Consider the following 25,878-nt stretch of genomic DNA (forward strand, 5'->3'; position numbering starts at 1 on the left):
GGGCGCTAAAAGAGGTAAAACAACGGAAAGACAATCAGCCAGACGAAGTCCACAAAATGCCAGTACACCACCGAGCACTCGATGCGGTTGGTGAAGCGCTCCGGTTCAGAGAACCACATGCGGCGGCCCGGTCCCCAGAGGTAGAACATGACGATGATGCCGCCAATGACGTGGAGGGCATGCAGGCCGGTCAGGGCGTAGTAGATGGCAAAATAACTGCTGTGGGCCGGGGCATAGGCCGTCATGCGGAAAATGTCGCTGACCGCAATTTTAATCGGCTCGGCGTGTCCGCCGGCGGCGACGTCGGGGTAAATCGCGATTTCCTGGATGCCCTTGGCTTTGAGCTGCTTGTGGGTGAGCAGCCAGGGATTTCCCTCGAGGTGGCCGGTGATGCTGCGGCGGCCGGGGAAGACGCCCGGCTCCTTGAGCCATTGCTCGTGGTGGGGGTGGGCGGCGGTGAGTTTGGCCACCGCCTGGTCGGTGAGCCAGACTTCATAGTGGATGAATTTCTGGCGGTACTCCAGGCCCTTGATGCAGAGAAACACCACGGCACATAGGAGGGTCAGCCCCTGGTACAATTTGAACTTGTCAAATTGCTTGAGCTTGAGGGCCGTCCACCCCATGACCACCAGGATGCTGGAGGAGATGAGGATGGCGGTGTTCATAGTGCCCATGGCCAGGCTCATCATGCGCGTGGGCCAGTAGTCCGCGCCGGTGCGCAGGGCGGCGTAGGAGGAAAACAGGGCGCCGAAGAGCATCACCTCCGAGGCGATAAACATCCAGATGCCCAGCTTGCCGTTGTACAAACCGGTTTCGCGCCGGGGCGTCACCGTGTAGGGGATTTCCATCGCTGCCGAAGACATAGGCCGGATTTACTGAGCGGGTTGAGGCTGGTTTTGCGGGGTGAAGTCGGCGCTGCGGCCGGGGATGGAATACTCATACGCGCTGCGATAGACGCGCACCGGTTCGAGGAAATTGCCGTGGCCGGGCGGCGTGGGCGTCTGCCATTCCAGGGTGGTGGATTGCCAGGGGTTGTCAGATTTCACCGGCTCGCCATGGCGCAGGCTCCAGAAGAAATTAATGATGAAGGGGATTTGGGCCAGCATCAGGCCGATGGCGGCGTGGGTGATGTTGATGTTCAGGTCCACCACCCACTGTGGCAGGCCCACCACCGCCAGATTATCGGCCTGCGCATAGGTGGCTCCGCCGTCCGACATGCGGCGGCTCATGCCATAGATGCCCTGGAGGAACATGGGGAAGAACACCAGGTTCATGAAGATGAAGGAGAGCACAAAGTGCACGCGTCCCCAGAATTCATTCATGAAGCGGCCTGTGGCCTTGGGATACCAGTGGTAAATGGCGGCAAAGATGGCAAAGATGGTGCCGGGGGCCACAACGTAATGGAAGTGCCCGATGACGTAGTAACTGTCGTGCAGATGAATGTCGCTGAAACTGAATCCCAGCGGCAGGCCGGTCAGGCCGCCGATGCCGAACATGGGCAGGAAGGCCAGCGCGAAGAGCATGGGGGTGTTGAAGCGGATGGAGCCGCCCCACAGCGAGACAAAGAAACAGGTGATAATGATGACCGAGGGGATGGAAATGATCATCGTGGTGGTTTGGAAGAAGGTGCTCAGGCGGGTTCCCATGCCGGTGAGGTACATGTGATGCGCCCAGACGATCATGGAGAGGAATCCCAGCGCCAGGGAGCTGTACACCATCAAGCGGTAGCCCCAGATGGCCTTGCGCGTATTGGTGGAGATGACCTCCGCCAGCGTGCCCAGCGCCGGCAGGATGAGCACATAGACCTCGGGGTGCGCCAGAAACCAGAAGAGATGTTGATAGAGCAGGGGGCTGCCGCCGCCGGAGATGTCCATCGGCTGGCCGCCGACCACCAGGCCGCTGGGCATGAAGAAACTGGTGCCGAGCACCTTGTCCATCAACTGCATGATGCCGGCGGCTTCCAGGGGCGGAAAGGCCAGAAGCAGCAGGAAGTTGGTGACCAGTTGGGCCCACACAAAAAAAGGCAGGCGCATCCAGGTCAGGCCGGGCGCGCGCAGTTGAATGATGGTGGTGATAATGTTGATGGAGCCCAGCAGGGAGGACGTGATGAGCAGGACCATGCCGATGAGCCAGAAGGTCTGGCCCATGGTGGGGACCACCACCGCGAGCGGGGAGTAGCTGGTCCACCCCGATTGGGCGGCGCCGCCGGGGATGAAGAAGCTGACCAGCATGACCACCCCGCCCCAAAAGTAGATGTGGTAGCTCATCATGTTCAGGCGGGGGAAGGCCATGTCGGGCGCGCCCACCTGAAGGGGGACGAGGTAGTTGCCCAGCGCGCCGACAATCATGGGCACCACGGCCAGAAACACCATGATGGTGCCGTGCATGGCCCCAAAGGAGTTGTACAAATCGGGGGTCATCCGCCCGCCCCGGGCCACGTCGCCGAGCACGGCCTCGAGGATGGGGCCGAACACCGGGATGGGCTGGCCGGGATAGGCCAGTTGCCAGCGCATGAGCAACATCAGGAAAAAGCCGATGAGCATAAAGACCAGCGCGGTGATGCCGTACTGGATGCCCACCACCTTGTGGTCCACCGAGAAGATGTAGCGCCGCCAGAAACTCAGCGGCGGATGGTGCGCCGCATGAGCCTCAGACCCGTGCGGCGCAGTGTGCGCGTGTTCGACCGTGGCTGTGTCCGACTGCATATCCGTAGAATCCCCAATGCCTTAAGCCGCCTTTTCCGCGAAAGGCAGGCCGGTTAAAAGTGTCTTGTGCGAGCGCGGTGTCAAATGGGGCCGGACAGCTATTAAGCAATCTGTTAAATCTTGTCCCACACCATAAGCCCCACTAGCACCGGATGGTAAAGAATGCTGGCCAGAAACAAGGCGCGCGCCGAGGTCCGATGCATCCGCCGCGCAAACCACAACGTGGCGGACAGAAACAAGGCGCCCAAGAACAGGGCGCCGGCCAGATACAGCCCGCCTGTCAATCCGAGGAGGGAGGGGAAAATGCTGGCCGTCGTCATGGCGACGGTGTAGTGCAAGGCATGGCGGGCCGTGCGGGCCCCCTGCGGGTCCACCACCGGCAACATAACGTACCCCCCCCGCGCATAATCGTCGCGGTACAACCAGGCGATGGCCAGGAAGTGCGGCACCTGCCAGAAAAACAAAATGGCAAACACGGCGAGCGCGCCCCAGTCGAGCCGTCCCTGGGCGGCCACCCATCCCATCACGGGCGGCAGTGCGCCCGGCACCGCGCCCACCACGGTGTTCCAGATGGTGCGGCGTTTAAGGGGGGTGTAGATGAACAAATAGGTAATCAGCGTCACCGCCCCTAAAAAGGCGGTCAGCAAATTCACTTCGGCGGCCAGATAGACGAGCCCCGCCAAGGACAACAGCCCGCCAAGAAGAAGGGCGGTTTCGGGTTTTACGCGGCCTGCCGGTAAGGGGCGGTGGGCGGTGCGGGTCATCCGGGCGTCAAATTCGCGCTCGAGGTATTGATTTAATACCGCCGCGCCGCCGGCCAGCAGGCCCGTGCCACCCAAGGCCCGGGCCAATCCCCAGGCATCCAGAGCGCCTTCGCTGCCCAGGTAATAACCGGCGGCGGTGGTCAGCAGCACCAGACTGTTCAACCGCGCTTTGGTTAATTCAGCCAAGGTGGAAAGCGAGGCCGCATCCCACCAGCGGCTGCGAGAAGGGGAAGAGATTACAATTTCTGAATTCATGCCATGGCCACCTTGACTGCATCTGGCTGCCGGACAGGTACGACTTGCGTCACCGGCGCCCGGGCCAACCGCCAGGAAACGAGGGCAAGCAGGCTGGCGTACACCAGCAGCACGGCGCCCATCACCACATGGAGGGTGGCGATGTCCGCCGCCTTGTTGCTCCAGACGGTGCCGGCTCCCAGAAGAGCCTGCGCAAAAACGAGGGCCACCCAGCCATAGGCCCAGACGGTCAAAAGGTGTCCTGAACCCACCCGTTGCCGCAGGCGCCAGGCTAGCGCACACACTCCCGCGAACAGAGCCAGGGCCAGGCCGCGATGAGCCATGTGCAGATAAATGTGGGCGGCCGTGATGGGGTTGTAATCGCGCGTATCCAGCCGGGTTTGATTGATGGTCTCCAGGAATTGAGGATCGGTGGGTGGCCAAAGTTTGCCATAGGCCAGCGGAAAGTCGGGCACCGCCAGCCCTGCGTGCTGATGGCGCATGGTGGCGCCCAGCACCAACTGCAGCAGCGTCATGGCGGCCAGCAGGGTCAGCCACCAGCGATGCGCCTCCCAGGGCTGCCGGTCGCGGGTTTGCACGATGCGCGGCCACCAGCGCGAGGTGTAGAGGGCGATGGCGAAAACCAACACGAGGAAGAGCTGGGCCAGCGTGCCGTGGACAATGCCAAGTTCATCCTTGATCAGCGTCACCCGCAAGCCGCCGAGGACGCCTTGCACCGAGACGCCAACAAAGGCCAGCACGCCCAAGCCGCGCAGAAGTTTGCGGGAGAGATGTTGGGTGCGATGCACCCACATCCACACCGCCAGGATCGTTGTCAGCAACCCCACCCCGGAGGCCCATAACCGATGGGTATGCTCGTAAAAAATCCCGCCCACCCATTGGGAGATGGGGAAAAGGAACATGTTATAGCCATAGGTGGTGGGCCAGTCAGGAACCGCCATGCCCACGCCGTGGCTGGTCACCAGTCCTCCCATGCCAATCAAGCCCAGGGTGGCCAGAGCGGTCACCCAGGCAAACCGATTCAGCCCGGTCGTGTGGACGGGCGTTGCGGGCGCATGCACCATGTCCCAAAAGAAGAGCACGTCCGCGCAAACCGCAAGGGGGGGATGTCGGAAATTTCCCGGGAGGCCGGTAAGGACGGTACGGCAGGGGGGAGCCCTGGCAGGGGGCGGCACCTCCGGCAAGAGGGGTAACCCAAGCGAGGTGTGGGCCCGGCTGCCCCGTTACATTTTCCGTGCAACGGCCGGGTGGATTACCTAAGATGTGAGTGTTATGAGACCGCATTCAAAGTGGACAAGGAGCGCCCCTGCCGGATGGCGAAGCGGGTTGGGGGTGTGGCTTTTGGCCGGGGTGCTGAGCTGGCTAACGGCCGCCCCGCGGCAGCCGCTGGTGCCGCAATGGGGCAAGTTGGAGCTAAGTTTTACCAGCAGCAAGGTTTACACCAACCCCGTGCAGGAGGCTGCCCTGATGGCCATCTTGGTATCGCCGAAGGGGGAGCGGATGCGCGTGCCCGGCTTTTGGGATGGCGGCCGGACTTGGCGGGTGCGTTTCATGCCGCGCATCCCCGGGGTCTGGACGTGGCAAACCGAGTGCACTGATACGGCCAACCGCGGATTACACGGGGTGGCCGGCGGTTTTGTTTGCACCGCGGCACGAAGTGGCGTTGGGAATCGTTTCAGCCAGCACGGTCCCATCCGGGTTTCACCGGATGGCCGTTACCTGGTGCATGACGACATGACGCCGTTTTTCTGGCTGGCGGATACGGCGTGGAATGGACCCTTGAAAGCCACTGATGCGGAATGGGCTTATTACTTGCAGACGCGTGCCCAACAGAAATTCACCGCCGTCCAGTGGATGACCACGCAATGGCGGGCGGCGCCGGACGGCAACCGTGAGGGCGAGCTGGCCTACACTGGGCGGGAGCGCATTGCCATCAACCCGGGCTTTTTTCAGAAATTGGACCGGCGTGTCGAGGCTATGAACAAGGCCGGCCTGCTGAGCGTGCCCGTGCTGTTGTGGGCCATCCAAGGCGGCTCCAACCCGCAAATCAATCCGGGGGTGTCCCTGCCGGAAGATCAGGCGGTGCTGCTGGCCCGTTACATGGTGGCCCGGTGGCAGGCGGATGCGGTAGTGTGGATTCTCAATGGCGACGGCGATTACCGGGGGGAGAAGGCGGCGCGGTGGCAGCGGATTGGCCGGCAGGTGTTTGGCGACATTGCCCATGCGCCGGTGACGTGTCATCCGGGCGGGCGGATATGGGTGCGGCAGGAATTCATTCAGGAGCCCTGGTACGACATCGTGGGTTATCAAAGCGGGCATAATGACCGCGATGACAATCTGCGCTGGATCACCAGCGGGCCGGCGGCGCAGGAGTGGCGTCTGCCGCCGTTCAAGCCGTTCATCAGCCTGGAGGCCCCGTACGAGAATCACGGTGGCGGCGCGGCGGGTGCCATGAGCGCGGACGTGGTGCGCCGGGCACATTATTGGTCGCTTTTGAATGCCCCCACCGCCGGCATCACTTATGGCGGCCATGGCATTTGGGGATGGGACGACGGCACCCGGCCGCCGGTGGATCATCCCAATTCGGGCACGCCGCTGCCGTGGCGCGAGGCGTTGCGGATGCCTGGCGCGCAGCAGATGACCGTGCTGGCGGATTTTTTCCAGAGCATTGATTTTTGGCGGCTGCGGCCGGCACCGGAAATCCTGGCGGTACAGCCCGGTTTGACGGCGGCCCGGCGTTTTATTGCCGCAGCGCGTTCCGAGCGCAACGATTTGCTGCTGATTTACATTCCGGAAGATCGCATCGTGGAGCTGCAGCTCTCCGCCCTGACCGGCATGCGAGGCTCGCCTGTGCTCACGTGGGTCAATCCGCGGAATGGCGAGCGGCGGGCCGCGGTGGCTGTGTTGGGCGCCACGACGTGCCAGGTGCCCACCCCGGAGCCGGGGGACTGGCTGTTGCTGGTGACCACGCAGCCGTGAGTTGGGGCTGTGGCGCCGGCATATTATCTTTTCTCAAGTCCGGTTCTTCCGTGCCGATATATCCCCTTGGGTGTCGTCATTGAGCTGACACTGCAGGTTGACTTGTGCCCATGGCCCATCCATGGGGCCGATGACCAGCGCATCCGCAGAACGTTGGCGGCGATGCCAATTTGCTATGAAATTAAGTTTAGGCGCCAAAATAGCCGCCGGCTTCGCCGGGGTGGTCCTCCTTGGATTAATCGTGGGGGGGTTGGGTTATTATAATTTGTCGCGGACCTCTGCCGCGCTGGAGCAGGTGGCCCAGGAGCGCATGGCCGGGGTGCAGGCCCTGGGCAATCTGGCCCACCATGCCGATGTGTTGGAGGCCAGGCTGTCCGAATTGTTGAACCCGGACATTCCGACTGCAGCAGCCAAGGCGGCCATGGAGCAGATTTTGGCCAGCCGCAAGCAACTGCGGGAAGAGGTGGAACGTTTTGCCGCCCTGCCACGCACGGCCGAGGAGGAGGCACTGTGGCGGCAATGGCAGGCGCAGGACAAGGTGTACGAGCAACACCTGCAGGAGTGTTTGCAACTGGCGGAGCAATGGGTGGCCCTGGATTTGGGGAATCCGCATCTTTTGATGGCCAACATCAACCGCTTCATTGGGGATCACTACAGCGTGGAAATGCGGCTCATGGAGCGCATGTATGAAGAGCATGCGTTCACCAACGTTACGGATCATACCACCTGCAATTTTGGCCGCTGGCTGGCCCAGTTCAAGACTTCCAATGCCGAGGCGCAACAAATCCTGGCCGCGGTGGGGCAACCGCATCAACAATTTCATGCAAGCGTGCGCCGGATTCTTTCCCTTGTGGAAGCCAAAGATGAGGCCAATGCCCTGAGTGCGCGGGCCTATGATTTGGAGAAGGCGGTCTCCAGCACCTTCGAACAACTTACCCGGTTGCAGCAGATGGCCGAGCGGGCGGTGGCGCTGCAGCGGCAACTGGCGGAAACCTTCCATACGCGCTGCCAGCCGGCGCAATCCGCGGCGCTGGCCTCCTTGCAGCAACTGCAAACGCTCAATCATCAGCTCAGCCGCGCGGCGGCGGAGAAGGCCATCGCCCAGGCCGGCGTGGCCCGGACGGTGGCGGTGGCGGCGCCGCTCCTGGCCCTGGTGGTGGGGGCATTGCTGGCGTGGGGCATCACGCGGATGGTGACGCAGCCGTTGCGGCAGGGCATGCAACTGGCCACGCGCATGGCTACAGGGGATTTGACCCAGACGCTGGCGGTGCAGCGCTCGGATGAATTGGGGGCCTGGGCGCAGGCGATGAATTCGATGGTGATCGGGCTGCGCAAGAGTCTGAAACAGGTGGCCGAGAACTCGGCGGCCGTGGCCGGCACCGCCCGGGAGCTGAGCACCACCAACCAGCAGGTCAGCGCCAACGCGGAGGAGACTTCCTCCCAGGCGCAGGTGGTGGCCAGCGCGTCAGAGCAAATCAGCAAGAGCGTGTCCACCGTGGCCACGGCAGCCGAGGAGATGAGCGCCAGCATCAAGGAAATTGCCCGGCAGGCGGTGGACGCCGCCAAGGTGGCAGGCGAGGCCGCGCGGATGGCGGAGGCCACCAACCAGACCATTGCCCGGCTGGGGGCCAGCAGCACGGACATTGCCGAGGTGGTGCAGGTGATCAACACCATTGCCGCGCAGACCAATTTGCTGGCGCTCAATGCCACGATTGAAGCGGCCCGCGCCGGCGAGGCGGGCAAGGGCTTTGCGGTGGTGGCCCACGAGGTCAAGGAGCTGGCGCGGCAGACGGCGCAGGCCACCGAGCAGATCGGCCGCAAAATCGCGGCGATTCAAAACGATGCCAGCGCGTCGGTGCAGGCCATTCAGGGCATCAGCGAGGTGATCCGGAAGATTGACCAGATTCAAACCGTGATCGCCAGCGCGGTGGAGCAGCAGGCGGCCACCACCAATGAGATTACGCGCAATGCCAGCGAGGCGGCGCGCGGCAGCCAGGAGATTGCCCGCAACATCGCCGGTGTTTCCCAGGCGGCGCGCGACACCTCCCAGGCGGTGACCGGGGCGGCCGCCGCCACCATGGAGCTGGCCCGTCTGGCCAGCCAGTTGCAGCAGGTGGTGCAGCGGTTCAAGCTCGACCTGGCCACGGCGGGGGCGGTGACGACGAGCGAGCCGGTTGCTGCGGCAGGCGATGGGGCAACCTTGCTGGTGTGGGACGCCAAAACCATGGCCACGGGCGTGCCGGAGGTGGATGCGCAGCATCAGGAATTGATTGCGCGTTTGAATGGCCTGCAGGAGGCCATCCGCCGCGGCGCCGGCCCGGCGGAGGTCAAGCCCATGTTGCAGTTCCTGGGCGAGTATGCCCGGAAACATTTTGGCGAGGAGGAGGCGATCATGGCGCAGCGGCGCTGCCCGGCCCATCAAGTCAACAAGGCGGCCCACCGCCGCTTTCTGGAACAATTCCAGCGGCTGGTGCAGCAGTATGAAACCCAGGGCGCCAGCCTGGCGGTGCTCAACCAGTTGGGGGAAATTACCGATCAGTGGCTGGTCAGCCACATCCTGAAGGTGGATACCCAGTTGCGCCAATGCAGCCACGGCGGGCCCTGCCGTGAACACGGCAACGGCAACGGCCATGTCCACGAGCCTCTGGAGCCTTTAGGGGCGGCCCGCCATTGAAGGGTGGTGCGCCAGCCAGGCGAGCCGGAGACCTTCGAGCGTAAGGTGGGGAATGACGCACTGGATGGCTGGCAGCCCGCGCGCGATGAGCGCGGCATAACCGCCCGTGGCCACCACCGGCAGGCGGCGGCAGGCCAGCTCGTTTTTGAGTTCACCAATCAATTCGCGCACCAATCCCCGGTAACCATGCACCGCGCCAATCCGCATGGCTTCTTCGGTGTTTTTGCCCACCACCCGGCGGACATCGCGGATGGTGATGCGCGGGAGCAGCGCGGTTTTTTCGTGTAGATAATCGGTCATGGCCGCCAGGCCGGGAGCGATGATGCCGCCGATGTAGTCGCCCTGCCGGTCCACCACATCAAACGTGACGGCGGTGCCAAAGTCCACCACCACCACGGGGGCGCCCACCAGGATTTTGGCGGCCAGCGCATTGGCGAGGCGATCAGCGCCGATGGTTTGCGGGCGCGGGTAGCGAATGCCCACGCCGCGCAGAGTTTGGTGATTCAGCTCGAGCACCTGCTGCAAGCCGGCAGCGGCCGCCAACGCGCGCAACCGGGGCGTGGCCGCAGGGACGACGCTGCACACGCAGACGCCCGCCACGGGGTGTTTGCCGATGAGTTGTTGGAGGGTTTGGCGGGCGAGAGGCTCGCCCAAGGCGCGGGTGGGCACATCCTGGGCGCGCAAAACCCGCCGGTCATTGGCCAGTCCCAGGTGGGTGTGAGTGTTGCCGATGTCGGCCAGCAGCAGCAGGGGTTTCATGCGTTTCACGAATCGAGCATCACATCGCCGCCGATGACGCGCTCCAGCCGGCCCCGGGCGTTGCGCAGCAAAAGCGCGCCATCGTGGTCCAGGCCTTCGGCGCGGCCTTCAAGGCGGCGCTCGCCCTGGATGATGGCCACGCGCTGGCCGAGCGTGCGGCAATGGCGGCTCCATTCCTCGGCCACCGCCTCAAACTGCCCGGCGGTGACTCGCGCATAATCCACGTCCAGCTCGCGCAGCAACTGCGCGGCCAGTTCCGGCCGGGGAATGGCCCGGCCCAGGGCCTGCCGCAGGGAGGTGGCGATGCGCCGCAGCTCCGGGGGAAAATCGGCGGCTGCCAGGTTCACGTTCACGCCGATGCCGATGATGAGGTATTTGATTTTGTCCAGTTCAGCCCCCATTTCCGTGAGGATGCCGGCGGTTTTGCGACCGTCCAGGAGGAGGTCATTGGGCCATTTGATGTCCGGCTCCAGGCCGGTGACGCGATGAATGGCCCGGCGGGCTGCCGTGGCGGCGGCGATGGTGAGCTGGGTAGCCGCCTGGGGGGCGAGCCGCGGCCGCAAGACCACGGAAAACCACAAGCCCAGCCCCGGCGGAGAGGCCCAGATGCGCCCCATGCGGCCGCGGCCGCGGCTTTGTTTCTCGGCAAACACCACCAGGCCCTCTTCGACGCCGTCACGGGCGAGGCGGTCGGCCAGGTCATTGGTGGAGCTGGTCTCCTGAAAGACGCGGATTTCGCGCCCCACCACGAGTGTTTGCCCCAGCCGCGATTTTAAGTCGTCGCCGTATAATTTGTCCGGCGCGCTTAACAGGCGGTAGCCGTGGTGGGGGCTGGCCTCGATGTCGAAGCCCAGTTCGCGCAGGGCTTCAATGCGCGCCCAGATGGCGGCGCGGGTGACCTGGAGGCGTTGCGCCAGATCGGCACCGGACACCGAGCCTTCGCGGGCCTGACGCAGGGCGGTGAGAATGGCGGTATCCAGGACGGAATCACTGCGGCTCATAGGCGGGAGGCCGGAGCGCGTCTCCGGCGGGTGGGCGGGTCAAGCTCCGGCTTGATCACAAAGTCCAGGGCCACATCCACGGCAGGCGCGGAATGGGTCAGCGCGCCCACACTGATAAAGTCCACGCCAGTCCGGGCGATGGCGCGGACGGTGCGCAGGGTGACCCCGCCGCTGGCCTCGGTGCGGGCGCGGCCGGCCACGCGGCGCACGGCTTCCCGCAACTGGCGCGGGGTCATGTTGTCCAGCAGGATGAAATCGGCGCCAGCCCGCACGGCTTCCTCCACCTGGGCCAGGGTATCCGCCTCGACCTCCACCTTGAGATGGGGGTAGCGGGCGCGGGCGCGCTGCACGGCGCGAATAATGGGGTGAGGCCCTTCGCTCTGCAGGGCGGCCAGGTGATTGTCTTTGATGAGCACCAGGTCATGCAGTCCCAGGCGGTGATTGACGCCGCCGCCACAGGCCACCGCGTATTTTTCCAGAAGGCGCAAGCCGGGGGTGGTTTTGCGGGTGTCGAGAATGCGGGCCTGGGTGCCGCGTACCGCGCGGACAAACGCGGCGGTAAGCGTGGCGATGCCGCTCAGGCGCTGGACAAAGTTCAGGGCCACGCGCTCGGCGGTGAGGAGGGCGCAGGCCGGCCCGGTGATTTCCATGAGCACCGTGCCGCGGCGGACAGCCTCGCCGTCATGGACGCAACAGCAGAGGCGCACGGAGCGGTGCTGCATTTGAAAAGCTAGGCGGGCCGCTTCCAAGCCGCACACCACCAGGGGCTGGCGCGCCACCATCAGGGCGCGCGCCTGCAGGCCGCGCGGCACAACGGCCAGCGAGGTGACATCGCCCGGGCCTACGTCTTCCCGCAAGGCCCGGCGCACGGCTTCGCGCCAGACTGGTTCCGGCACCGTTTGCATGGAGGCATCTTGCGGCAGGACCCTGCCGGCGAAAAGGGGAAAAATGGCGGCCGGCTTTTCCGGGCGTCAGACTTTTTCCACGGCGGCCTTGGCGGGTACAGGCAGCTCCGCCTCCACGGGACGCGGGGCCTCCGCTTTATGGTCTTTGGCCAGGAGCATGTAAAGGGAGGGGATCACCAGCAGCGTGAAGAAGGTGCCCAGAAACATGCCGGCCACAATCACGATACCGATGGAGTTGCGCGCCGCCGCGCCGGCGCCGCTGACCAGGGTCAGGGGGAAATGGCCGCAGACCGTGGCCGCCGAAGTCATCAGCACGGGGCGGAGGCGCACCATGGCGGCTTCGCGGACGGCCTGGGCCTTGGTGCGGCCGCGGCGTTGCAATTCATTGGCAAACTCCACAATGAGGATGCCATTCTTGGAGACCAGGCCCACCAGCGTGACAAGACCGATTTGGGAGTAAATGTTCAGCGTGGTGGTCCAGCCTTTGGTCCAGAAGGGGGTGTTGGGGTCCGGCATCATCAGGAAGGTGAACGTCAGCGCGCCAAACATGGCCAGGGGCACCGAGCCCAGGAGAATGACCAGCGGATCGCGGAAACTGTTGAATTGCGCGGCCAGCACCAGAAAGATCATCACCACTGCCAGGCTGAAGGCGGGCAGGAATTTGCTGCCCTCCACCCGCAACTGGCGGGACTCGCCCGTGTAGTCCAGTTTGTAGCCCTGGGGCAGGATTTGCGCGGCTTCTTTTTCAAGATAAGCCAGGGCCTCTTCGAGCGGCCGGATGGCGACGCCGCTGAGTTTGACGGCGTTGAACTGCTGGAAGCGGTTGAGCGAGCGCGGGCCATTTTTGGTTTTCAACTCGGCCAGGGTGCTGAGTTGCACCAGTTGCCCATGCGGGCCGCGCACATAGGCATTTTGCAATTGTTCGGCGGTCAGCCGCTCGATGCGCCGCACTTGGGGGATGACTTTATAGCTGCGGCCGTCGAGACTGAAGCGGTTGACGTAATTGCCGCCCAGCAGGGTGCCCAAGTCCGCGCCCACCTGCGCCAGGCTCAAGCCCAGGGCGGCCACCTTTTCGCGGTCCAACTGGATCTCCACCTCGGGCTGATCAAACTTGGTGTCAATAATTGGCGGAAATGCAAACAGGCCACTTTGCGCCGCCTTGTCGCGCAACTGCTCGGCAAAAGCCAGGATGACCTCCGGCTCGGCGGTGGAGGCGATCACCATTTCCACGGGAAACGTGCCGCCGCCGGGCAGGGCGGGCGGGGTGACGGCCATGGCGCGGATGCCGGTCAACTGGTCAAAACCGGACTGCACCTCCGGCAGCACTTCAAAGACGGTGCGCTGGCGCTGCTCCCAGGGTTTGAGCACCAGTCCGGCAAAACCGTTGTCCGGAAAGGTGACCTGGAAGGACTGCGCGGCCTCGGGGATTTTCATCATCTGGCGGTTCAAGGCCTCGGTGAAGAACACGGTCTGCTCGATGGTGGCGTTGGCCGGAGCCTCGATGATGCCGAAAATCACGCTTTGATCCTCCATAGGGGCCAGCTCCTTGGGGGACATTTGAAACATGGGGATGGCCAGGAGGCTCAAGCCGGCCCAGAGCACATACACGGCCATCCGGTTGGCCAGCGTGGCGTCGAGCACCCGGCCGTAGGCCTGGCGCAGGCGGTCAAAGAAGTGATTGACCCGCCCGCACAGCCCGCGCTCCTCGCGGTCGGGCCGGAGCAGTTTGGCGGACATGACCGGCGAGAGCGTCAGCGCCACGACGCCGGAGATGAAAACGGCGCCGGCGAGGGTGAAGGCGAACTCGCGGAACAGCGATCCCGTCAGACCGCCCTGCAACCCGATGGGGGCGTACACCGCGGCCAGGGTGATGGTCATGGCGATGATGGGGCTGACCAGCTCGCGCGCGCCCAGCAGGGCGGCCTCGATGCCGCGGCGGCCCTCGCGCACGTGGCGCTCGACGTTTTCCACCACCACGATGGCGTCGTCCACCACCAATCCCACTGAAAGCACAATGGCCAGCAGGGTGAGCAGGTTCAACGTGAAGCCCATCACCTGCATGAGGAAGGCGGCGCCGATCAGCGAGATGGGAATTGCCACCAGCGGCACCAGCACCGAGCGCACCGAGCCAAGAAACAGGAAGATCACCACGGCGACGATGGCCAGGGTTTCGGTCAGTGTTTTCAGCACTTCCTTGATGGCCTGCTCGATGTACTCGGTGGCGTCATACGCGATGTGCCCCTGCAGGCCGGTGGGCAAATCCTTTTGAATGGAGGCCATCTCGGCGCGCACGCGGCGGATAACTTCCAGGGAATTGGCGTTGGGCAGCACCCACACGCCGATGAACACCGCCTGCTGGCCGGTGAAGCGCACCTCGGCTTCGTAGTCCTCGGCGCCCAACACCACGTCAGCCACGTCCCGCAACCGCACCAGGCGGTCGCCGCTTTGCTTGACCACCAGGTTTTTGAACTCCTCCACCGAGCGCAAATCGGTGTTGGCCGTTAAATTGACCTGCACCAGGGCGCCCTTGGTGCGGCCTATGGCGGAGAGGAAGTTGTTGGCGGCGAGGGCGTCGCGCACCTGGGCCGGCGTCAGGCCATGCGCCGCCAGCCGCTCGGGTTTGAGCCAGATGCGCATGGCGAAGGTGCGCCCGCCCAGGATGTCGGCCCGTTGGACGCCGCTGATGGCGGACAGCCGCGGCTGCACCACGCGCACGAGGTAATCGGTGATTTGATTGGCGTCGAGCAGCTCCGAGGTGAAGCTCAGGTAGGCGGAGGCGATCTGGGAATCGGCGGGCTCGATGTTGATGATGGGCACCTCGGCCTCGGGGGGGAGGTTGTTGCGCACCTGGTCCACCTTGGAGCTGATTTCGGCCAGCGCCTTGGTGGGATCATAATTCAACTTGAGGCGCACGGTGATGGTGGAGAGGCCGAGGCGGCTGCTGGATTCGATGTAGTCAATGCCATCGGCCGCGGCAATGGCGCGCTCGAGGGGGGTGGTGATGAAGCCGCGCACCAGGTCGGCGCTGGCGCCCACGTACACGGTGGTGACGGTCACGGCCGCGTTCTCGCTGCGCGGGTACTGCCGCACGCTCAGCGTTTTGATGGCCTGGAGGCCGGCGATCAAGATCACCAAATTCACCACCGCGGCCAGCACCGGGCGCCGGATAAACAGATCGGTCAGCGTGCGCATGAGCCAGGGAAGCGAAGAGGTTAACTATCCGCCGGTTGGGGCGACTTTTGCGGTTGGGGCACCAGATCATTTTTTTCCACCACCGCCTCGCCGTTGCGGAGTTTGAACAGGCCGCCGTTGACGACTTTTTCACCGGGTTTCAGGCCGGCCTCCACCACCACCCAATCGCCCTGGTTGCGGCCCAAACGCACAAACTGCTGGCGCACGGTCAAACCGGCGGTGCCGTTGGTGCCGGAGCGCGGCTCCACCACGAACACCGAGGCCCCGTAAGGCGCGCTGAGCACGCTGGTGGCCGGGATCACCAGCACGCGCTGTTCCCCCTGCAAGATGACCCACACGCGCACAAACATGCCCGGCCGCAGGGCCAGGTCTTCGTTGGGCAGCACGGCGCGCAGGGCCAGGCTGCGCGTATCGGCCTGCACCTCGGGCGACAGCGCGATGAGCCGCCCCTGGAAGCGGCGCTGCGGAAAGGCGTCACTTTGCACCTCCACCACCAGGCCGGTGCGCAGCAGGCCCACCGTTTGCTGGGGCAGGGAGAAGTCCACATACACGGGCTGCAGCGCCTGCAGGGTCACCAGCGGCCGCCCCGCCTCCACATATTGGCCCAGGTGCACCTGGCGCAGACCCAACTGGCCGGCGAAGGGCGCGCGAAGGTTTTTCTTGGCCATGACGGCGCGGATGGCATCGGCGTTGGCGAGGTTGGCCTTCAGGGTGGCCTCTGCCGTGTCCAGCTCCGACTGGGACACAGTGTCGCCCTGGCGGAGGTTGCGCAGGCGCTCGACTTGCAGCCGGGCCAGCTCCACCTGCGCCTCGACGGCGCGCAGTTGGGCTTCTTCGCTGGAGGTGTCCAGGCACACGAGCAGGTCGCCCGCTTTGACCATGGCGCCGTCTGTGAAGAAAATTTCGCGGACCGTTCCGGGAATCTCCGGGCTGATGGCCACGCCTTGCACGGCGGCCACGGTGCCCACCGCCTCCAGTTGCACCGGCCAGGTTTCTTCGTGGGCCACGGCCGTGGCCACGGCGATGGGCGGCGGTGTAAAGGCCTGGCCGGCGGCAATGAGCCGTCCAATTTGCAGGGCCTTGATGCCACCCAGCGCCCCCGCAATGAGAAGCAGCAGCAACAGGGATAGGACAAGATTACGTTTTTTCATGGGCTTTCCTTCCGGCGGTGCGCCGCCGGTGCGACGGGGTCGCGGCGTGCGGGGGTGTGCTCCGGCTCGCGGGCGGCTTGCGCAGCATGCCGCGCAACATGGTTTCAGCCATCAAGGCGGCGGTCTGTTTGGTGGGCCGCCAGGCCAGCCAACGGCTGCGGCTGCAGTTCAAATGCAAGGCGACCAGTCCGTGCATGGCGGCCCATAACATCTGGGCCACCTGTTCCGCGTCACGGTAGGCCGGCAGAAAGCGTCCCGCCCGGATGGCCTCCTCCACCGCCTGCCGCAGGAACGCATAACTGTCCTGCGATGGATCCCCCTGAGTGATGCCCACCTCATGCGGGGCGGGCTCCGGGTAAGGGATGATGAACATGAATTGATAATGCTGGGGATGCTCCAGGCCAAAGCGGACATACGCCTGCCCCGCCTGCCGCAGGCGCTCCACCGGATCGCGCACCTGGGCCAGCCGCTGGAAAAACGATTGCAGCGCGAGAAAATCCCGGCGGCACAATTCATGCAGCAACGCCGCCTTGTCTGGAAAATGGTAGTACAGCGCGGTGGCGGTGTAGCCGATGCGCTCGGCAATTTGCCGCATCGTCACCGCTTCATAGCCCCGGCTGACGAACAAGGCGCGGGCGGCTGCCAGAATCTGCTCGCGCAAGGCCGCCTTCCTTTGTTCCCGTTGTGGAGAGGACTTAACCACGTTAAAATTTCTAACCATGTTAAGTAACATGGCGGCGCCGGCCCGTCAAGTGGCGAAGCGGTGAATTCCTCCTGAAGGTGGCGCAACGGGCCCCCTTCGTCCCCCGGCTCACTCGTCCTGCCCGCGCTGGCGCGGCAGGGACATCACATACCGCTCCCAGAGTTTGTACTCCACGTACATCTCCAGAAACGTGTCAGGCGGATTGCGCCGGGCGGGCGGGCGCAGGCCAAACAAGCCCACCATGAGGTATTGTTTGTTGCTTTTTTCGTCCAGCTCGGCGTGCAGGGAGGCGTTGATGAGCATGATGGGCGCATAAGGATCGGCGGGCATTTCCTCCCACCAGCCCACCCGCTGGAACTCGCGCAAATACCATGGCAACGGCCACACACTCACGGGCGAGACCACTTTGATGAGCACATTGGTGCCGTCGGGATGCACGGCGGCCACGGCTTTGACCTTCTGCACCAGCTCGAAAATGTTGGGGATCGTCTGGCTGTGGACATACGGGTTGGTGCGGTCATAGGCCACCGGCACGGCCGCCCGCCAGGCTTGCCAGAGCAGATGACCGGCCACGCCAGCCAGCGCCAACAGCAGCACGCCCCGGGCCCAGCGGGGGCGCGCCCATTCCCACAAACAAGCCACGCCCATTCCCGCCAGCAGAATCAACCCCTGATGAAACACCAGCATGCACCAGGGTGTTTTGTAGGGGATCACCGTGTAAATCACGAGCAGCACCAGGGTGTACACCAGCAGAAATCCGCCCAACACCGGATTCACGGCGGCGGGCAGCCGCCGGGCCAGCACGGCGACCGCGCCCACCAGCGCCAGCGCCAGGATGCCGCCTTCCGTCCACACATGGCTTTTGGGGGGATGAAACCAGAACAAATGCTCAAAATAATAAGTCCACGGTTTGACCAGCGGGGAGGCGCCGCCGGCGCGGGAAATCCAGTGTTCGTACGTCAGCACCGCATCCAAGATGCCCCGCGGGTGGGTGAAAAAGGACGTAAAAAAGAGCGTTGCCGCGGCCACGGCCGCCGCCCCGGCCAGCGCCCAATGCCGGGGGTTCCACCAAGGGCGTTTGGCAAGCATTGCCCCGCCTTCCCGGCACTGGCGCCACCACACTGCCGCCACGCCGGCCGCGGCGGCGGCCACTTGAAACACGAAGGTTTCCTTGGTGGCATACATCAGGCCCACGGCCGCGCCGCTCGCCGCCGCCCAGGGCCAGCGGCCGGTCTGCACGTATCGCCAGCCGGCCCCCAGGGCCATGAAGGTGAAGAAAATGAGAAAGATCTCGTGAATGAAATAACGGCTGTAAAAAACAAAAGCCGGACTAATGGCCAGCAGCAGGCCGGCGGTCACGGTGGCCACGCGGCCGAGGCCGTCGGCCAGCCACGCCAGCAGCAGGATCATCAAGGCCCCAAACACCACCGGCGCCACGCGCAAATTGGCGTCGGACATCCGGGCCTCGGGCGCGGCCAGACGCACGAAGGGCAGGGAGAGATAGTGGAGAGTGGGGCCGTGGAATTCCTCGGGGTTGTAACGATAGTGCCCCTTCTCCACCAGGTCGCGGAGGATCCAGGCGTTGACCCCCTCATCATTATGCAAAGGCCGCCGGTCCAGTTGGGGCCAGCGCAGCCCCATGGCCCCGGCGGCCAGCAGGAGTAACAGCACCCGGATCAGCCAGCCGTTCATTTGGCCGGCAGGGCGTACACTTCGATTTCCGTCCGGTTGTTGAGCGCGCTCAAGTGACTGCCGTTGGAATACCAACGCACATAACGGGCCACCTCGCCCTTGCCGTCGATCACGCGGCCCCAGCGCGTCTCGAAATACTGGCGGTCCTTGCCGATGCCCAGGCCGGCCTTGTTTTCGAAGTCATTGTTGAACAGCGTGCGGACGTTCTTGGTGAACTCGGCATCATCGGCAATCTGGATGATCACCCGTTGATAGGTCTGGATGTAACGATGGTCATGCCAGATGGCGATGGCATAAATCTTGTACATGTCCTGCAAATCCACCTGCACCCATTGGATGCCCTTGCGCATCTCCACCACCTGGTCGTCAAAGGCTTCCTTGTCGCCGTCGGTGATTTGTTCCAGCGAGCCGGTGATGGGATTCTTGTCGCTGGCGGTCACGGGCTTTTTGAGGGCCACATTTTTCACGCCGGGCGGCGCCATGAACGGCGGGGGTTCCTTCTCCGGCACCGGCTCCACATTGGGGCCGCTGGGCAAATCTTCCGGCGTGCCTTTCAGCGTGGGTTGAGGAATTTTGAGCGGCAGTGGCGCCAAATCCGCGGCGACGACGTTGAACGTCCAGGCCAGCGCCCACAGCGCGCCAGCCATCATCAGGGCGATTACCTTTCTCATGACCATCAATTTCATTTTGGTTTGCTTTGCTTTTTCCACCATTGGAAAGCCAGCAGTTTCCACAAATTAGACCGCCTTCCAAGCCAAAATTATTCAACGCCCGGGATGCCTCAATCAAGATCATGGGAATGGGTTTGACCATGGGTGGACGGGAAGGGTGGCTGGTCTGAAAGGTAAATGGCGCGTCTTTACGGGCCAACAGGCCCCCATCGCGCCCCAAAACAGCCCCGCGCTGCGCTCAGGCATGACAAAAGGATTGACCGCACCCGGCGGTGGTGTCCAATAAGGTCACGCCTTATGCGCCCCCTGTGGATAGCCCGGCAAAGCCTGGGATATGCGGTAGCCATTCTTTGGCTGGCCGGGTTGGCGGGAGCAGATGGCAAACTCTTCTCGCAGAATCCGCACTACCGCTCCCAGGTTGATGCTCTGTTGAAGGGGGAGCTGGCCATCAGCCGGTCGCCGGTATGCGCGACGCATGATTTAACGTGGTCGGAGGGCGGCGTGCATCAAGTGTGGGGTCTGGGCGTCCCGGTGTGGCGTCTGCCCTGGGAGTTGGCGGCGCGGGCGGCGGGGTTCCCGGCGTTTCCGGATGTGTGGGCTTTCGGCTTGTTTGCGGCAGTGGCGGCCTTTGGTTTGTTGTGCGCGCTGTGGGGCTGGCAGGAACCGGAGCAAGTGGAGGCCCCCGGCCAGTTCTGGGCTTTCGCCGTCGGCGTCAGCGGCGCGATGCTCATATTGCTCATGTTTCCGCCGCTTTTCGGACTGCTGGCGACGCGGTTTGGCATCTACGAGGAGGCGGTGGCGTATGAGTATTTCTACGCGCTGGTTTTGCTGAGGGTGCTGGCGCGGCTGGCGCAACGGACGAGCAGCCGGTGGTGGTGGGTGTTGTGCCTGTTGGCGGGCCTGGGTGGTTTCATACGCCCGCCACTGATCTTCTACGGCATGGCGGCGGTGGTGGTGGGCGCGGGGGTTTGGTGGTGGGGGCGCCCGTTTCGCGCACAAGAGATTGCAGCAGAGTCTGCGACGGCATCCGAGGCAAGTATGGCGGATGGGCCTGCGGCAACCAAGGGGAGGCCTTGCGCTAAACGGTGCGGCGGCTGGCGCGCGCTCGGGTTGGGGCTGGTGTTGTTTGGCCTCGGCGGGGCCCTGCTGTTTTACACGAACCTGGCCCGGTTTGGCAGCGGGTTTGAGTTTGGGCACCGGCTGAATTTGCAGAATCTCTATGGTTCGATGTACGCCACGCGGTTTGATCATCCGTACCAACTGGAACCGGTGTGGTCCGCCAGCCGGGAGCTGCTGGGGCTGTTATTTTTCACCCGCGAGTTCAATGGCGGCGATTTTTACCAGCAGAACTTCTTTCCCGGCCAGTCGCCCACCTTGCGCTGGCGGGAGGTGTACCTGACGACGTATAACCCCTGGTACTGGCCCTGGCTGGCGGGGGGAGGGGTGGCGACGGCGTGCGCAGGGGCGGTGTGGTGGCGGCGGCACCGGCGGGGCGCCGATGTTCCGGCGCACGCGCGGCTTATCGTGGCGCTGGGCCTGTGGGGCGCGCTGGCCGGCGTCACATTGTTTGGCTTTTATCTGCGGAACAGCGTCATTTCTTCCCGCTACCTTTTGGATTTCATGCCGGCGTTTGGGGCGTTGATGGCGGCAGGCTGGCTGGGGTGGTGCGCGTGGGCGGGGACGGGGCGGGGGTCCAAAGTGCTGCTGCCACTGTCTCTGTTGGTGTTAAGCGGGTGGACGGTCTGGCAAGTCAAGGGCCTGCGCAGTGCCTACGGCCGGCCTCGCCTCTGGACATGGACTGAGGTGCAACGGCAGATGGAAAAGCAACAGGCCAAGGCCGCTCAACCGCGCCCGGCGCTGCCGTCATATTACGACGCGGCCACCCGGTTTGACGATTACTTGATACCCTATAACGGAGCGGGCTGGACAACGGGGAGCGGCGCGGTGATGCCGTTGGTCATCTTGTTTGTGGAAAATCCGGAGTACTTGGAGCTGACCGTGCGGCCCGACCGGCAGGATTGGGAGAAAGAGCCGCCGGAGCACGTGCGCGCAAAGGTCGGGCTGGAATTTCTGGTGCGGGAAAGCGTGATTAAGAGCGGGGATGTCTGGGTGGTGCGGTTTCGCGGGCCGCAGCAGCAGCGTTATCAACAAGGGCTGCAGACGGCATTTGTAGTTTGTGTGCCGAATACACATCTGTCCGCACGCCATACATCATGGTGCCTGCTTAGAGCCGAATGGCGGGGGCAGAATAACAAATAGAATTAGTGACACCCCGAATTTTTTTAAATGAGTAGAATACGTATGCGTAAGTAATCGCGGATTAACATGTTACATTGAAAAAATAATTTTATACAAAAGGTGTTGACAAGTATTTTTTTTGCTAACTTGATTGCTGTAATCCAGTTTAAGGTTCACCGTCTGCTGTCTGGTGGCTGGTGCAAGGTGTGCTGGAGGAGAACGGTTGAGACACGGACGCGTGAAGGAGAGGCCGGAAAGAGACGCCAGAGTCTTGGGAGTAGGGTGAAGGAGTGGCAAAAGGCGGGCGCAATGATTCTTACGAAGATGTTCGCCCGATGGAAAAGGGTCGCCAGCGTGGTTGCGATGTTGGCGGCAGGGTTGGGTGATGTATTGGGGGCGGCAAGTGAGCTGGATTGGCAGACGCATTTTTCCGTCACCTGGCAGATGACCGCTTCATTGGTTATCAGCAATCGAATGACCAATTTTAGCTATTGCCACCCCTTTACGTTGCAACGGCGGGGAAGTCAATGGCGCATGAAAGTCGCCTGGGAAGCAATCAGTGGGCCACTTATTATGATATTGGTTGTGATGGAACAAATATTTATGCGGTGCACCATGATACCCTTTCGCCGGACGCTCCCAAAGATTGTAACTCAGCGCAGGTGCATCCAGGGATAATCTGCACGTTACCCGGTGGGCGAATTCAATGGTTTTCCTTCTGCCGGGTCGTGGGCGGTGAAAGGTCGGCATGTGGAAAACGGGCTGGAGAAAAAAATGACAGACAAAAATGCCCAGGTCTGAAGGCAAGAAAACTATTGCGCACAGGATGGCAAAGACCAGGCTGACCCATGGCAAAGCCGGTTTGGCACTAATTATCGCTGCAGCCGGTTTGGCTTGTCTGCAAGGTCAGACCTTTACTGTAACCGGAACGCTGGTGCAGCATAGTTATATTCCATCAACGGGCGATCCAGGTGGCAAACTTGTCGAAGTGCAAAATTATACATTTGTGATGCACCGGCACAAATGCACATGGCGAATAGAGACCAAAGTCAAGGATCAAAGCCCGGGTTTTGACCATATTATCGAATACGAGGTCCAACACGATGGTACTAATATATACGAAATTCGCAAGACCAACCCTGACTTAATACAACCAGAACGCCAGGCGAAAGAAGCTCGTGCCAAAAAAGTAAATTGCTTTGCTGAGGTGTATGCGTCGTTGGTTCCGCGGGGAAATGCTACGCGAGCCAATATTATATACCTGGCTTATGGGGCGACGTGTTACTTGAATAGCAGCGGGCGAGGCCGCATTAAACCCTTTGGATTGCTGGATGACCGGCTGTTCACCAACGCGCACTACCAGGTGGGCGCTGAATGGGAGTTTAACACGGGTTATCCAGGACTTTTGAAGAGCCTGAAATGGTATTCTGATGGTACATATTATGTTCTTTCATCGAATAAACAACTTCAACAGCGCCGGCACCCGCCGCCCTATCATAACGGATTCTTGCAGGGAGAGTATGAAGTTATTAGAACAACCAATGTATCAGGGATGCACATGCCAATTGTTTTTGCTTTGAACATATACACACCTGCTGTGAGTGGCAAAGGCAGCAACGAATTGTACATGGTGGTCAGATATTATGGACAGGCGCAATCCATCCATGTCGAGGCCCCTGATACTGCGGCCAATATACTGAAATCTCCAGGGGATGTTTTGGTATATGACAAACGATTTTCCAAGATTAGCAGGCCAATAGTGTATCATGCGTCCACAAACTGGCCATTTGGAAATACACAGCTAATCCGGGAGCTGTATCAACTGCAAATGCAACTGGACGCGAAAAATGAGGCGCCTCCACGGCAAGCAAGAGTTATTGCTGCATTGTTGTTGGTATTATTATTATTTTGGCCACTGGTTTTTTGTTGGCGAAAGGCTGGAACAAGACATTAACCCTGAAGTTAAATAAAAAGATGAAAACAATGCCAAATCAGACCGGGTTCAAAACCGCAAAGATACTTTTTATAACCGGACTATATATGGCAACTACAGCCGGGTATGCTTGTTTCCAGTTGCAGGGAGGAGCTAGCTGTACCACTGGAACAAGCCAGTTGGCCAGAGTTGAGAATGCCTGTGTTGCTGTCGAATACCTCCCGCGTGAATCTTCTCACGGTTCAGAACTCTATGCTGTAACTGGAAAAGAAAATTGCACTGTTATATCACTAAATGTGATAAAGACAGTAACGTGGTATCGCATCTTAGACGGTTATTGCAGCTTGGAGGTTGTAAATCAGATAGAAATCCCAACCGGAGAAAGATGTGCACAAGGGTATCTGGATGGTGATGAATGTACAATGTAGATCATTAGATGAATGCATCGTCTAAACCACTCAAGCAGTATTTTGGCCCGCAAAAATAAGATTTATGTCCGGTAAGGCTTCGTCCCATAGGTCGGATTGCACGAATCCCCAGGGAACACCTGCGCATCGGCTTAACCTGCGCACGGCGTGGCTCCGCCGGGCCTTTTTCTGCTGCCTGCCAGGTAACTCGCATTGACCATGAGAAGTATTAACATCAGAAGTGAGTCATTGTTTCATACCAGTGCTGCAACCATCCTGTGTCTCACCGCCGTGTGCAAGCTCATAAGCGTTACGGGGGAGGCCAGGGTCATGGCGCTGGCGGACCCGATAATCCGTTTCGTCAGCCTGCGGCAGTTGCTGCTATGGACAGCACTTCTTGAACTGGGCGTTGCGTGGTACTTGTTTAATGGTAGAAACATTAGGGCAAGGAATTATCTGCTGCTTTGGCTATGCGGATTGTTTATTGCCTATCGCGTTGGCTTATGGTTGATGCAATACAAAGGCTGTTCCTGTCTGGGCACGGTTACGCAGTGGCTGCCGGTTTCTGCGGGGACGGTGGACCTGGTAATGAAGCTTATTCTGGCCTATCTGGGCATTGGTTCGGCCGTCTTTATCTGGAAGTCGTTGGGCAAGGACGGATCGAAGCAAGTGGATGAATGCCAGCCTATTGCATAAACTTTGTGGAAGGGCATACGCATAAACCGCCTGAGTGGGGCAAGGTGTGCTTGGATAATGAGCCTGTTCCCCCATGCCTCGCAGTGGTCATTCCTGTGTACAACGAGGCACGGAACCTGGGTTTGGTGTTGGAGCGCGTCTTGGAGAAGCGGTTTGTAGCCGAAGTGGTGGTGGTGGACGATGGGTCCACGGATGGGAGCTGGGAGGTGATGCGCTCCTAGGAGGCGCGGGATTCCCGCATTCGCCTGGCGCGGCACGAGCGCAACCGCGGGAAAGGGGCGGCGTTGGGGACGGGCCTGGGGCTGGCCCGTGCGCCGGTGGTGGTGGTGCAGGACGGTGATTTGGAATATGACCCTACAGACCTGGGGCCGATGCTCGAGCTGATCCTATGCGGCAAAGCTGACGTGGTTTACGGGAGCCGGTACGCCGATGGGCGGCGGGGGGTAGGGCCTTTGTGGCATACCTTGGGCAACAAGGCGTTAACGCTCATTTCCAACCTGTGCACGGGTCAGTGGCTTACGGACGAGGCGACCTGTTATAAGATGTTCCGGCGGGACTTGCTGGAGCGGCTGGAATTGCGGGAGCAAGGGTTTGGATTTTGCCCGGAATTTACGGCCAAGGTGAGCCGATTGGGGGTGCGGGTGATGGAGGTGCCGATATCGTATCACGGGCGAAGCCGGGCGGAGGGAAAGAAGATTCGGCTGCGGCATGGGCTGGAGGCGGTGTGGTGCCTGGTGAAGTACCGCCGGTGGCAGCCCACAGAGGGAACGGGGACTGAAGGGCGCACGTTTAAGGGGTGCCTGGAGCAATGTCCAAAAGCGCCGGATTAATGGGTTGACAAGGAACAAAGTGCAGAGCCGAACGGGATTAAAGAAATGGAAAGTATCATGGAGACACGCAAAGAAAAAAATCCGACGCTGACGGGAGGAAAATCCAAAGTTATCGCAAATGACCAGATTTTAACAGGCTAATAAACCACTGAAAAGAATGGCTGACACTGTTTTGGATGGCCGGCAATTACTGGAAACGGAGGACGGCAAACAAAGAACATACATAAACCTAAAAGTAAAAGAAAGGAGTGCCTCATGAACAGGAGAAAATCCATGGTGGTTGGGTTGGTAGCCGCGGTTGCGATCACCGCGGTTGCTGAGTT

19 protein-coding genes and 1 pseudogene are annotated in these 25,878 nt (G+C 61.9%); 8 read left to right on the top strand and 12 right to left on the bottom strand.

Annotation, left to right across the window (positions count from 1 at the left end; all coding sequences use genetic code 11):
• Window positions 1-5: 5 nt before the first annotated feature.
• The 4 genes from N3J91_09920 to N3J91_09935 form a co-directional block, all read right to left on the bottom strand.
• Complete coding sequence (locus N3J91_09920) at window positions 6-863, bottom strand: heme-copper oxidase subunit III (GenBank protein MCX8156747.1); 858 nt, start codon at window positions 861-863, stop codon at window positions 6-8.
• A gap of 9 nt (window positions 864-872) precedes the next feature.
• The gene (locus tag N3J91_09925) at window positions 873-2,705 is read right to left on the bottom strand and encodes a cbb3-type cytochrome c oxidase subunit I (GenBank protein MCX8156748.1); all 1,833 of its coding nucleotides are present in this window, start codon (window positions 2,703-2,705) and stop codon (window positions 873-875) included.
• Window positions 2,706-2,818: 113 nt separating this feature from the next.
• The gene (cyoE, locus tag N3J91_09930) at window positions 2,819-3,724 is read right to left on the bottom strand and encodes a heme o synthase (GenBank protein ID MCX8156749.1); all 906 of its coding nucleotides are present in this window, start codon (window positions 3,722-3,724) and stop codon (window positions 2,819-2,821) included.
• On the bottom strand, window positions 3,721-4,788 hold the full coding sequence (locus N3J91_09935) for a COX15/CtaA family protein (GenBank protein MCX8156750.1): 1,068 nt from the start codon (window positions 4,786-4,788) through the stop codon (window positions 3,721-3,723). The genes cyoE and N3J91_09935 overlap by 4 nt, the downstream gene beginning before the upstream one ends.
• Window positions 4,789-4,996: 208 nt before the next feature.
• Between N3J91_09935 and N3J91_09940 the strand changes: the two genes are divergently transcribed.
• Complete coding sequence (locus tag N3J91_09940) at window positions 4,997-6,703, top strand: DUF4038 domain-containing protein (GenBank protein ID MCX8156751.1); 1,707 nt, start codon at window positions 4,997-4,999, stop codon at window positions 6,701-6,703.
• A 175-nt stretch (window positions 6,704-6,878) separates the two neighbouring features.
• Window positions 6,879-9,377 (top strand): bacteriohemerythrin, encoded by a 2,499-nt coding sequence (locus tag N3J91_09945; GenBank protein ID MCX8156752.1) that lies wholly within the window; start codon window positions 6,879-6,881, stop codon window positions 9,375-9,377.
• Here the strand turns inward: N3J91_09945 and N3J91_09950 are convergent.
• From N3J91_09950 to N3J91_09985, 8 genes are all read right to left on the bottom strand, one after another.
• Window positions 9,357-10,136 carry a type III pantothenate kinase gene (locus N3J91_09950; protein MCX8156753.1) on the bottom strand — a complete coding sequence of 260 codons (780 nt, stop codon included), beginning with the start codon at window positions 10,134-10,136 and terminating at the stop codon, window positions 9,357-9,359. The two genes, N3J91_09945 and N3J91_09950, sit on opposite strands and share 21 nt — an antisense overlap.
• A 5-nt stretch (window positions 10,137-10,141) precedes the next feature.
• The gene (locus tag N3J91_09955) at window positions 10,142-11,137 is read right to left on the bottom strand and encodes a biotin--[acetyl-CoA-carboxylase] ligase (GenBank protein ID MCX8156754.1); all 996 of its coding nucleotides are present in this window, start codon (window positions 11,135-11,137) and stop codon (window positions 10,142-10,144) included.
• Window positions 11,134-12,042, bottom strand: a complete 909-nt coding sequence (gene nadC / locus N3J91_09960; protein MCX8156755.1) for a carboxylating nicotinate-nucleotide diphosphorylase — start codon at window positions 12,040-12,042, stop codon at window positions 11,134-11,136. The genes N3J91_09955 and nadC overlap by 4 nt, the downstream gene beginning before the upstream one ends.
• A 66-nt stretch (window positions 12,043-12,108) precedes the next feature.
• On the bottom strand, window positions 12,109-15,234 hold the full coding sequence (locus tag N3J91_09965) for an efflux RND transporter permease subunit (GenBank protein ID MCX8156756.1): 3,126 nt from the start codon (window positions 15,232-15,234) through the stop codon (window positions 12,109-12,111).
• 20 nt (window positions 15,235-15,254) lie between these two features.
• Entirely contained in the window at window positions 15,255-16,385 is a 1,131-nt protein-coding gene (locus N3J91_09970; protein ID MCX8156757.1) for an efflux RND transporter periplasmic adaptor subunit, read from the bottom strand.
• A complete protein-coding gene (locus N3J91_09975) occupies window positions 16,372-17,106 on the bottom strand; it encodes a TetR/AcrR family transcriptional regulator (protein ID MCX8156758.1) in 735 nt (244 codons plus the stop codon). The genes N3J91_09970 and N3J91_09975 overlap by 14 nt, the downstream gene beginning before the upstream one ends.
• Window positions 17,107-17,196: 90 nt before the next feature.
• Window positions 17,197-18,780: a TIGR03663 family protein gene (locus N3J91_09980; GenBank protein ID MCX8156759.1), complete on the bottom strand. Its 1,584-nt coding sequence runs from the start codon at window positions 18,778-18,780 to the stop codon at window positions 17,197-17,199.
• On the bottom strand, window positions 18,777-19,451 hold the full coding sequence (locus tag N3J91_09985) for a hypothetical protein (GenBank protein MCX8156760.1): 675 nt from the start codon (window positions 19,449-19,451) through the stop codon (window positions 18,777-18,779). Before N3J91_09985 ends, N3J91_09980 begins: the two co-directional genes overlap by 4 nt.
• Before the next feature lie 297 nt (window positions 19,452-19,748).
• On the opposite strand from N3J91_09985, the gene N3J91_09990 reads away from it, so the two are divergent.
• From N3J91_09990 to N3J91_10015, 6 genes and pseudogenes are all read left to right on the top strand, one after another.
• Window positions 19,749-21,710 (top strand): hypothetical protein, encoded by a 1,962-nt coding sequence (locus tag N3J91_09990; protein MCX8156761.1) that lies wholly within the window; start codon window positions 19,749-19,751, stop codon window positions 21,708-21,710.
• Window positions 21,711-21,971: 261 nt separating this feature from the next.
• Complete coding sequence (locus N3J91_09995; protein ID MCX8156762.1) at window positions 21,972-22,367, top strand: hypothetical protein; 396 nt, start codon at window positions 21,972-21,974, stop codon at window positions 22,365-22,367.
• A 109-nt stretch (window positions 22,368-22,476) separates the two neighbouring features.
• A complete protein-coding gene (locus N3J91_10000) occupies window positions 22,477-23,643 on the top strand; it encodes a hypothetical protein (protein MCX8156763.1) in 1,167 nt (388 codons plus the stop codon).
• 20 nt (window positions 23,644-23,663) lie between these two features.
• On the top strand, window positions 23,664-24,050 hold the full coding sequence (locus tag N3J91_10005; protein MCX8156764.1) for a hypothetical protein: 387 nt from the start codon (window positions 23,664-23,666) through the stop codon (window positions 24,048-24,050).
• 198 nt (window positions 24,051-24,248) lie between these two features.
• Entirely contained in the window at window positions 24,249-24,725 is a 477-nt protein-coding gene (locus tag N3J91_10010; protein MCX8156765.1) for a hypothetical protein, read from the top strand.
• Window positions 24,707-25,555, top strand: a pseudogene (locus N3J91_10015) (glycosyltransferase family 2 protein). Before N3J91_10010 ends, N3J91_10015 begins: the two are co-directional and overlap by 19 nt.
• The last annotated feature ends 323 nt before the right edge of the window (window positions 25,556-25,878 follow it).

The organism is Verrucomicrobiia bacterium, from assembly GCA_026414565.1.
Taxonomy (GTDB): domain Bacteria; phylum Verrucomicrobiota; class Verrucomicrobiia; order Limisphaerales; family Fontisphaeraceae; genus Fontisphaera.

Coding starts and splice junctions, on each gene's coding strand:
- N3J91_09920 (MCX8156747.1), bottom strand. CDS start 863: ATGTCTTCGGCAGCGATGGAAATCCCCTACACGGTGACGCCCCGGCGC.
- N3J91_09925 (MCX8156748.1), bottom strand. CDS start 2,705: ATGCAGTCGGACACAGCCACGGTCGAACACGCGCACACTGCGCCGCAC.
- cyoE (MCX8156749.1), bottom strand. CDS start 3,724: ATGAATTCAGAAATTGTAATCTCTTCCCCTTCTCGCAGCCGCTGGTGG.
- N3J91_09935 (MCX8156750.1), bottom strand. CDS start 4,788: ATGGTGCATGCGCCCGCAACGCCCGTCCACACGACCGGGCTGAATCGG.
- N3J91_09940 (MCX8156751.1), top strand. CDS start 4,997: ATGAGACCGCATTCAAAGTGGACAAGGAGCGCCCCTGCCGGATGGCGA.
- N3J91_09945 (MCX8156752.1), top strand. CDS start 6,879: ATGAAATTAAGTTTAGGCGCCAAAATAGCCGCCGGCTTCGCCGGGGTG.
- N3J91_09950 (MCX8156753.1), bottom strand. CDS start 10,136: ATGAAACCCCTGCTGCTGCTGGCCGACATCGGCAACACTCACACCCAC.
- N3J91_09955 (MCX8156754.1), bottom strand. CDS start 11,137: ATGAGCCGCAGTGATTCCGTCCTGGATACCGCCATTCTCACCGCCCTG.
- nadC (MCX8156755.1), bottom strand. CDS start 12,042: ATGCAAACGGTGCCGGAACCAGTCTGGCGCGAAGCCGTGCGCCGGGCC.
- N3J91_09965 (MCX8156756.1), bottom strand. CDS start 15,234: ATGCGCACGCTGACCGATCTGTTTATCCGGCGCCCGGTGCTGGCCGCG.
- N3J91_09970 (MCX8156757.1), bottom strand. CDS start 16,385: ATGAAAAAACGTAATCTTGTCCTATCCCTGTTGCTGCTGCTTCTCATT.
- N3J91_09975 (MCX8156758.1), bottom strand. CDS start 17,106: ATGGTTAGAAATTTTAACGTGGTTAAGTCCTCTCCACAACGGGAACAA.
- N3J91_09980 (MCX8156759.1), bottom strand. CDS start 18,780: ATGAACGGCTGGCTGATCCGGGTGCTGTTACTCCTGCTGGCCGCCGGG.
- N3J91_09985 (MCX8156760.1), bottom strand. CDS start 19,451: ATGAGAAAGGTAATCGCCCTGATGATGGCTGGCGCGCTGTGGGCGCTG.
- N3J91_09990 (MCX8156761.1), top strand. CDS start 19,749: ATGCGCCCCCTGTGGATAGCCCGGCAAAGCCTGGGATATGCGGTAGCC.
- N3J91_10000 (MCX8156763.1), top strand. CDS start 22,477: ATGCCCAGGTCTGAAGGCAAGAAAACTATTGCGCACAGGATGGCAAAG.
- N3J91_10005 (MCX8156764.1), top strand. CDS start 23,664: ATGAAAACAATGCCAAATCAGACCGGGTTCAAAACCGCAAAGATACTT.
- N3J91_10010 (MCX8156765.1), top strand. CDS start 24,249: ATGAGAAGTATTAACATCAGAAGTGAGTCATTGTTTCATACCAGTGCT.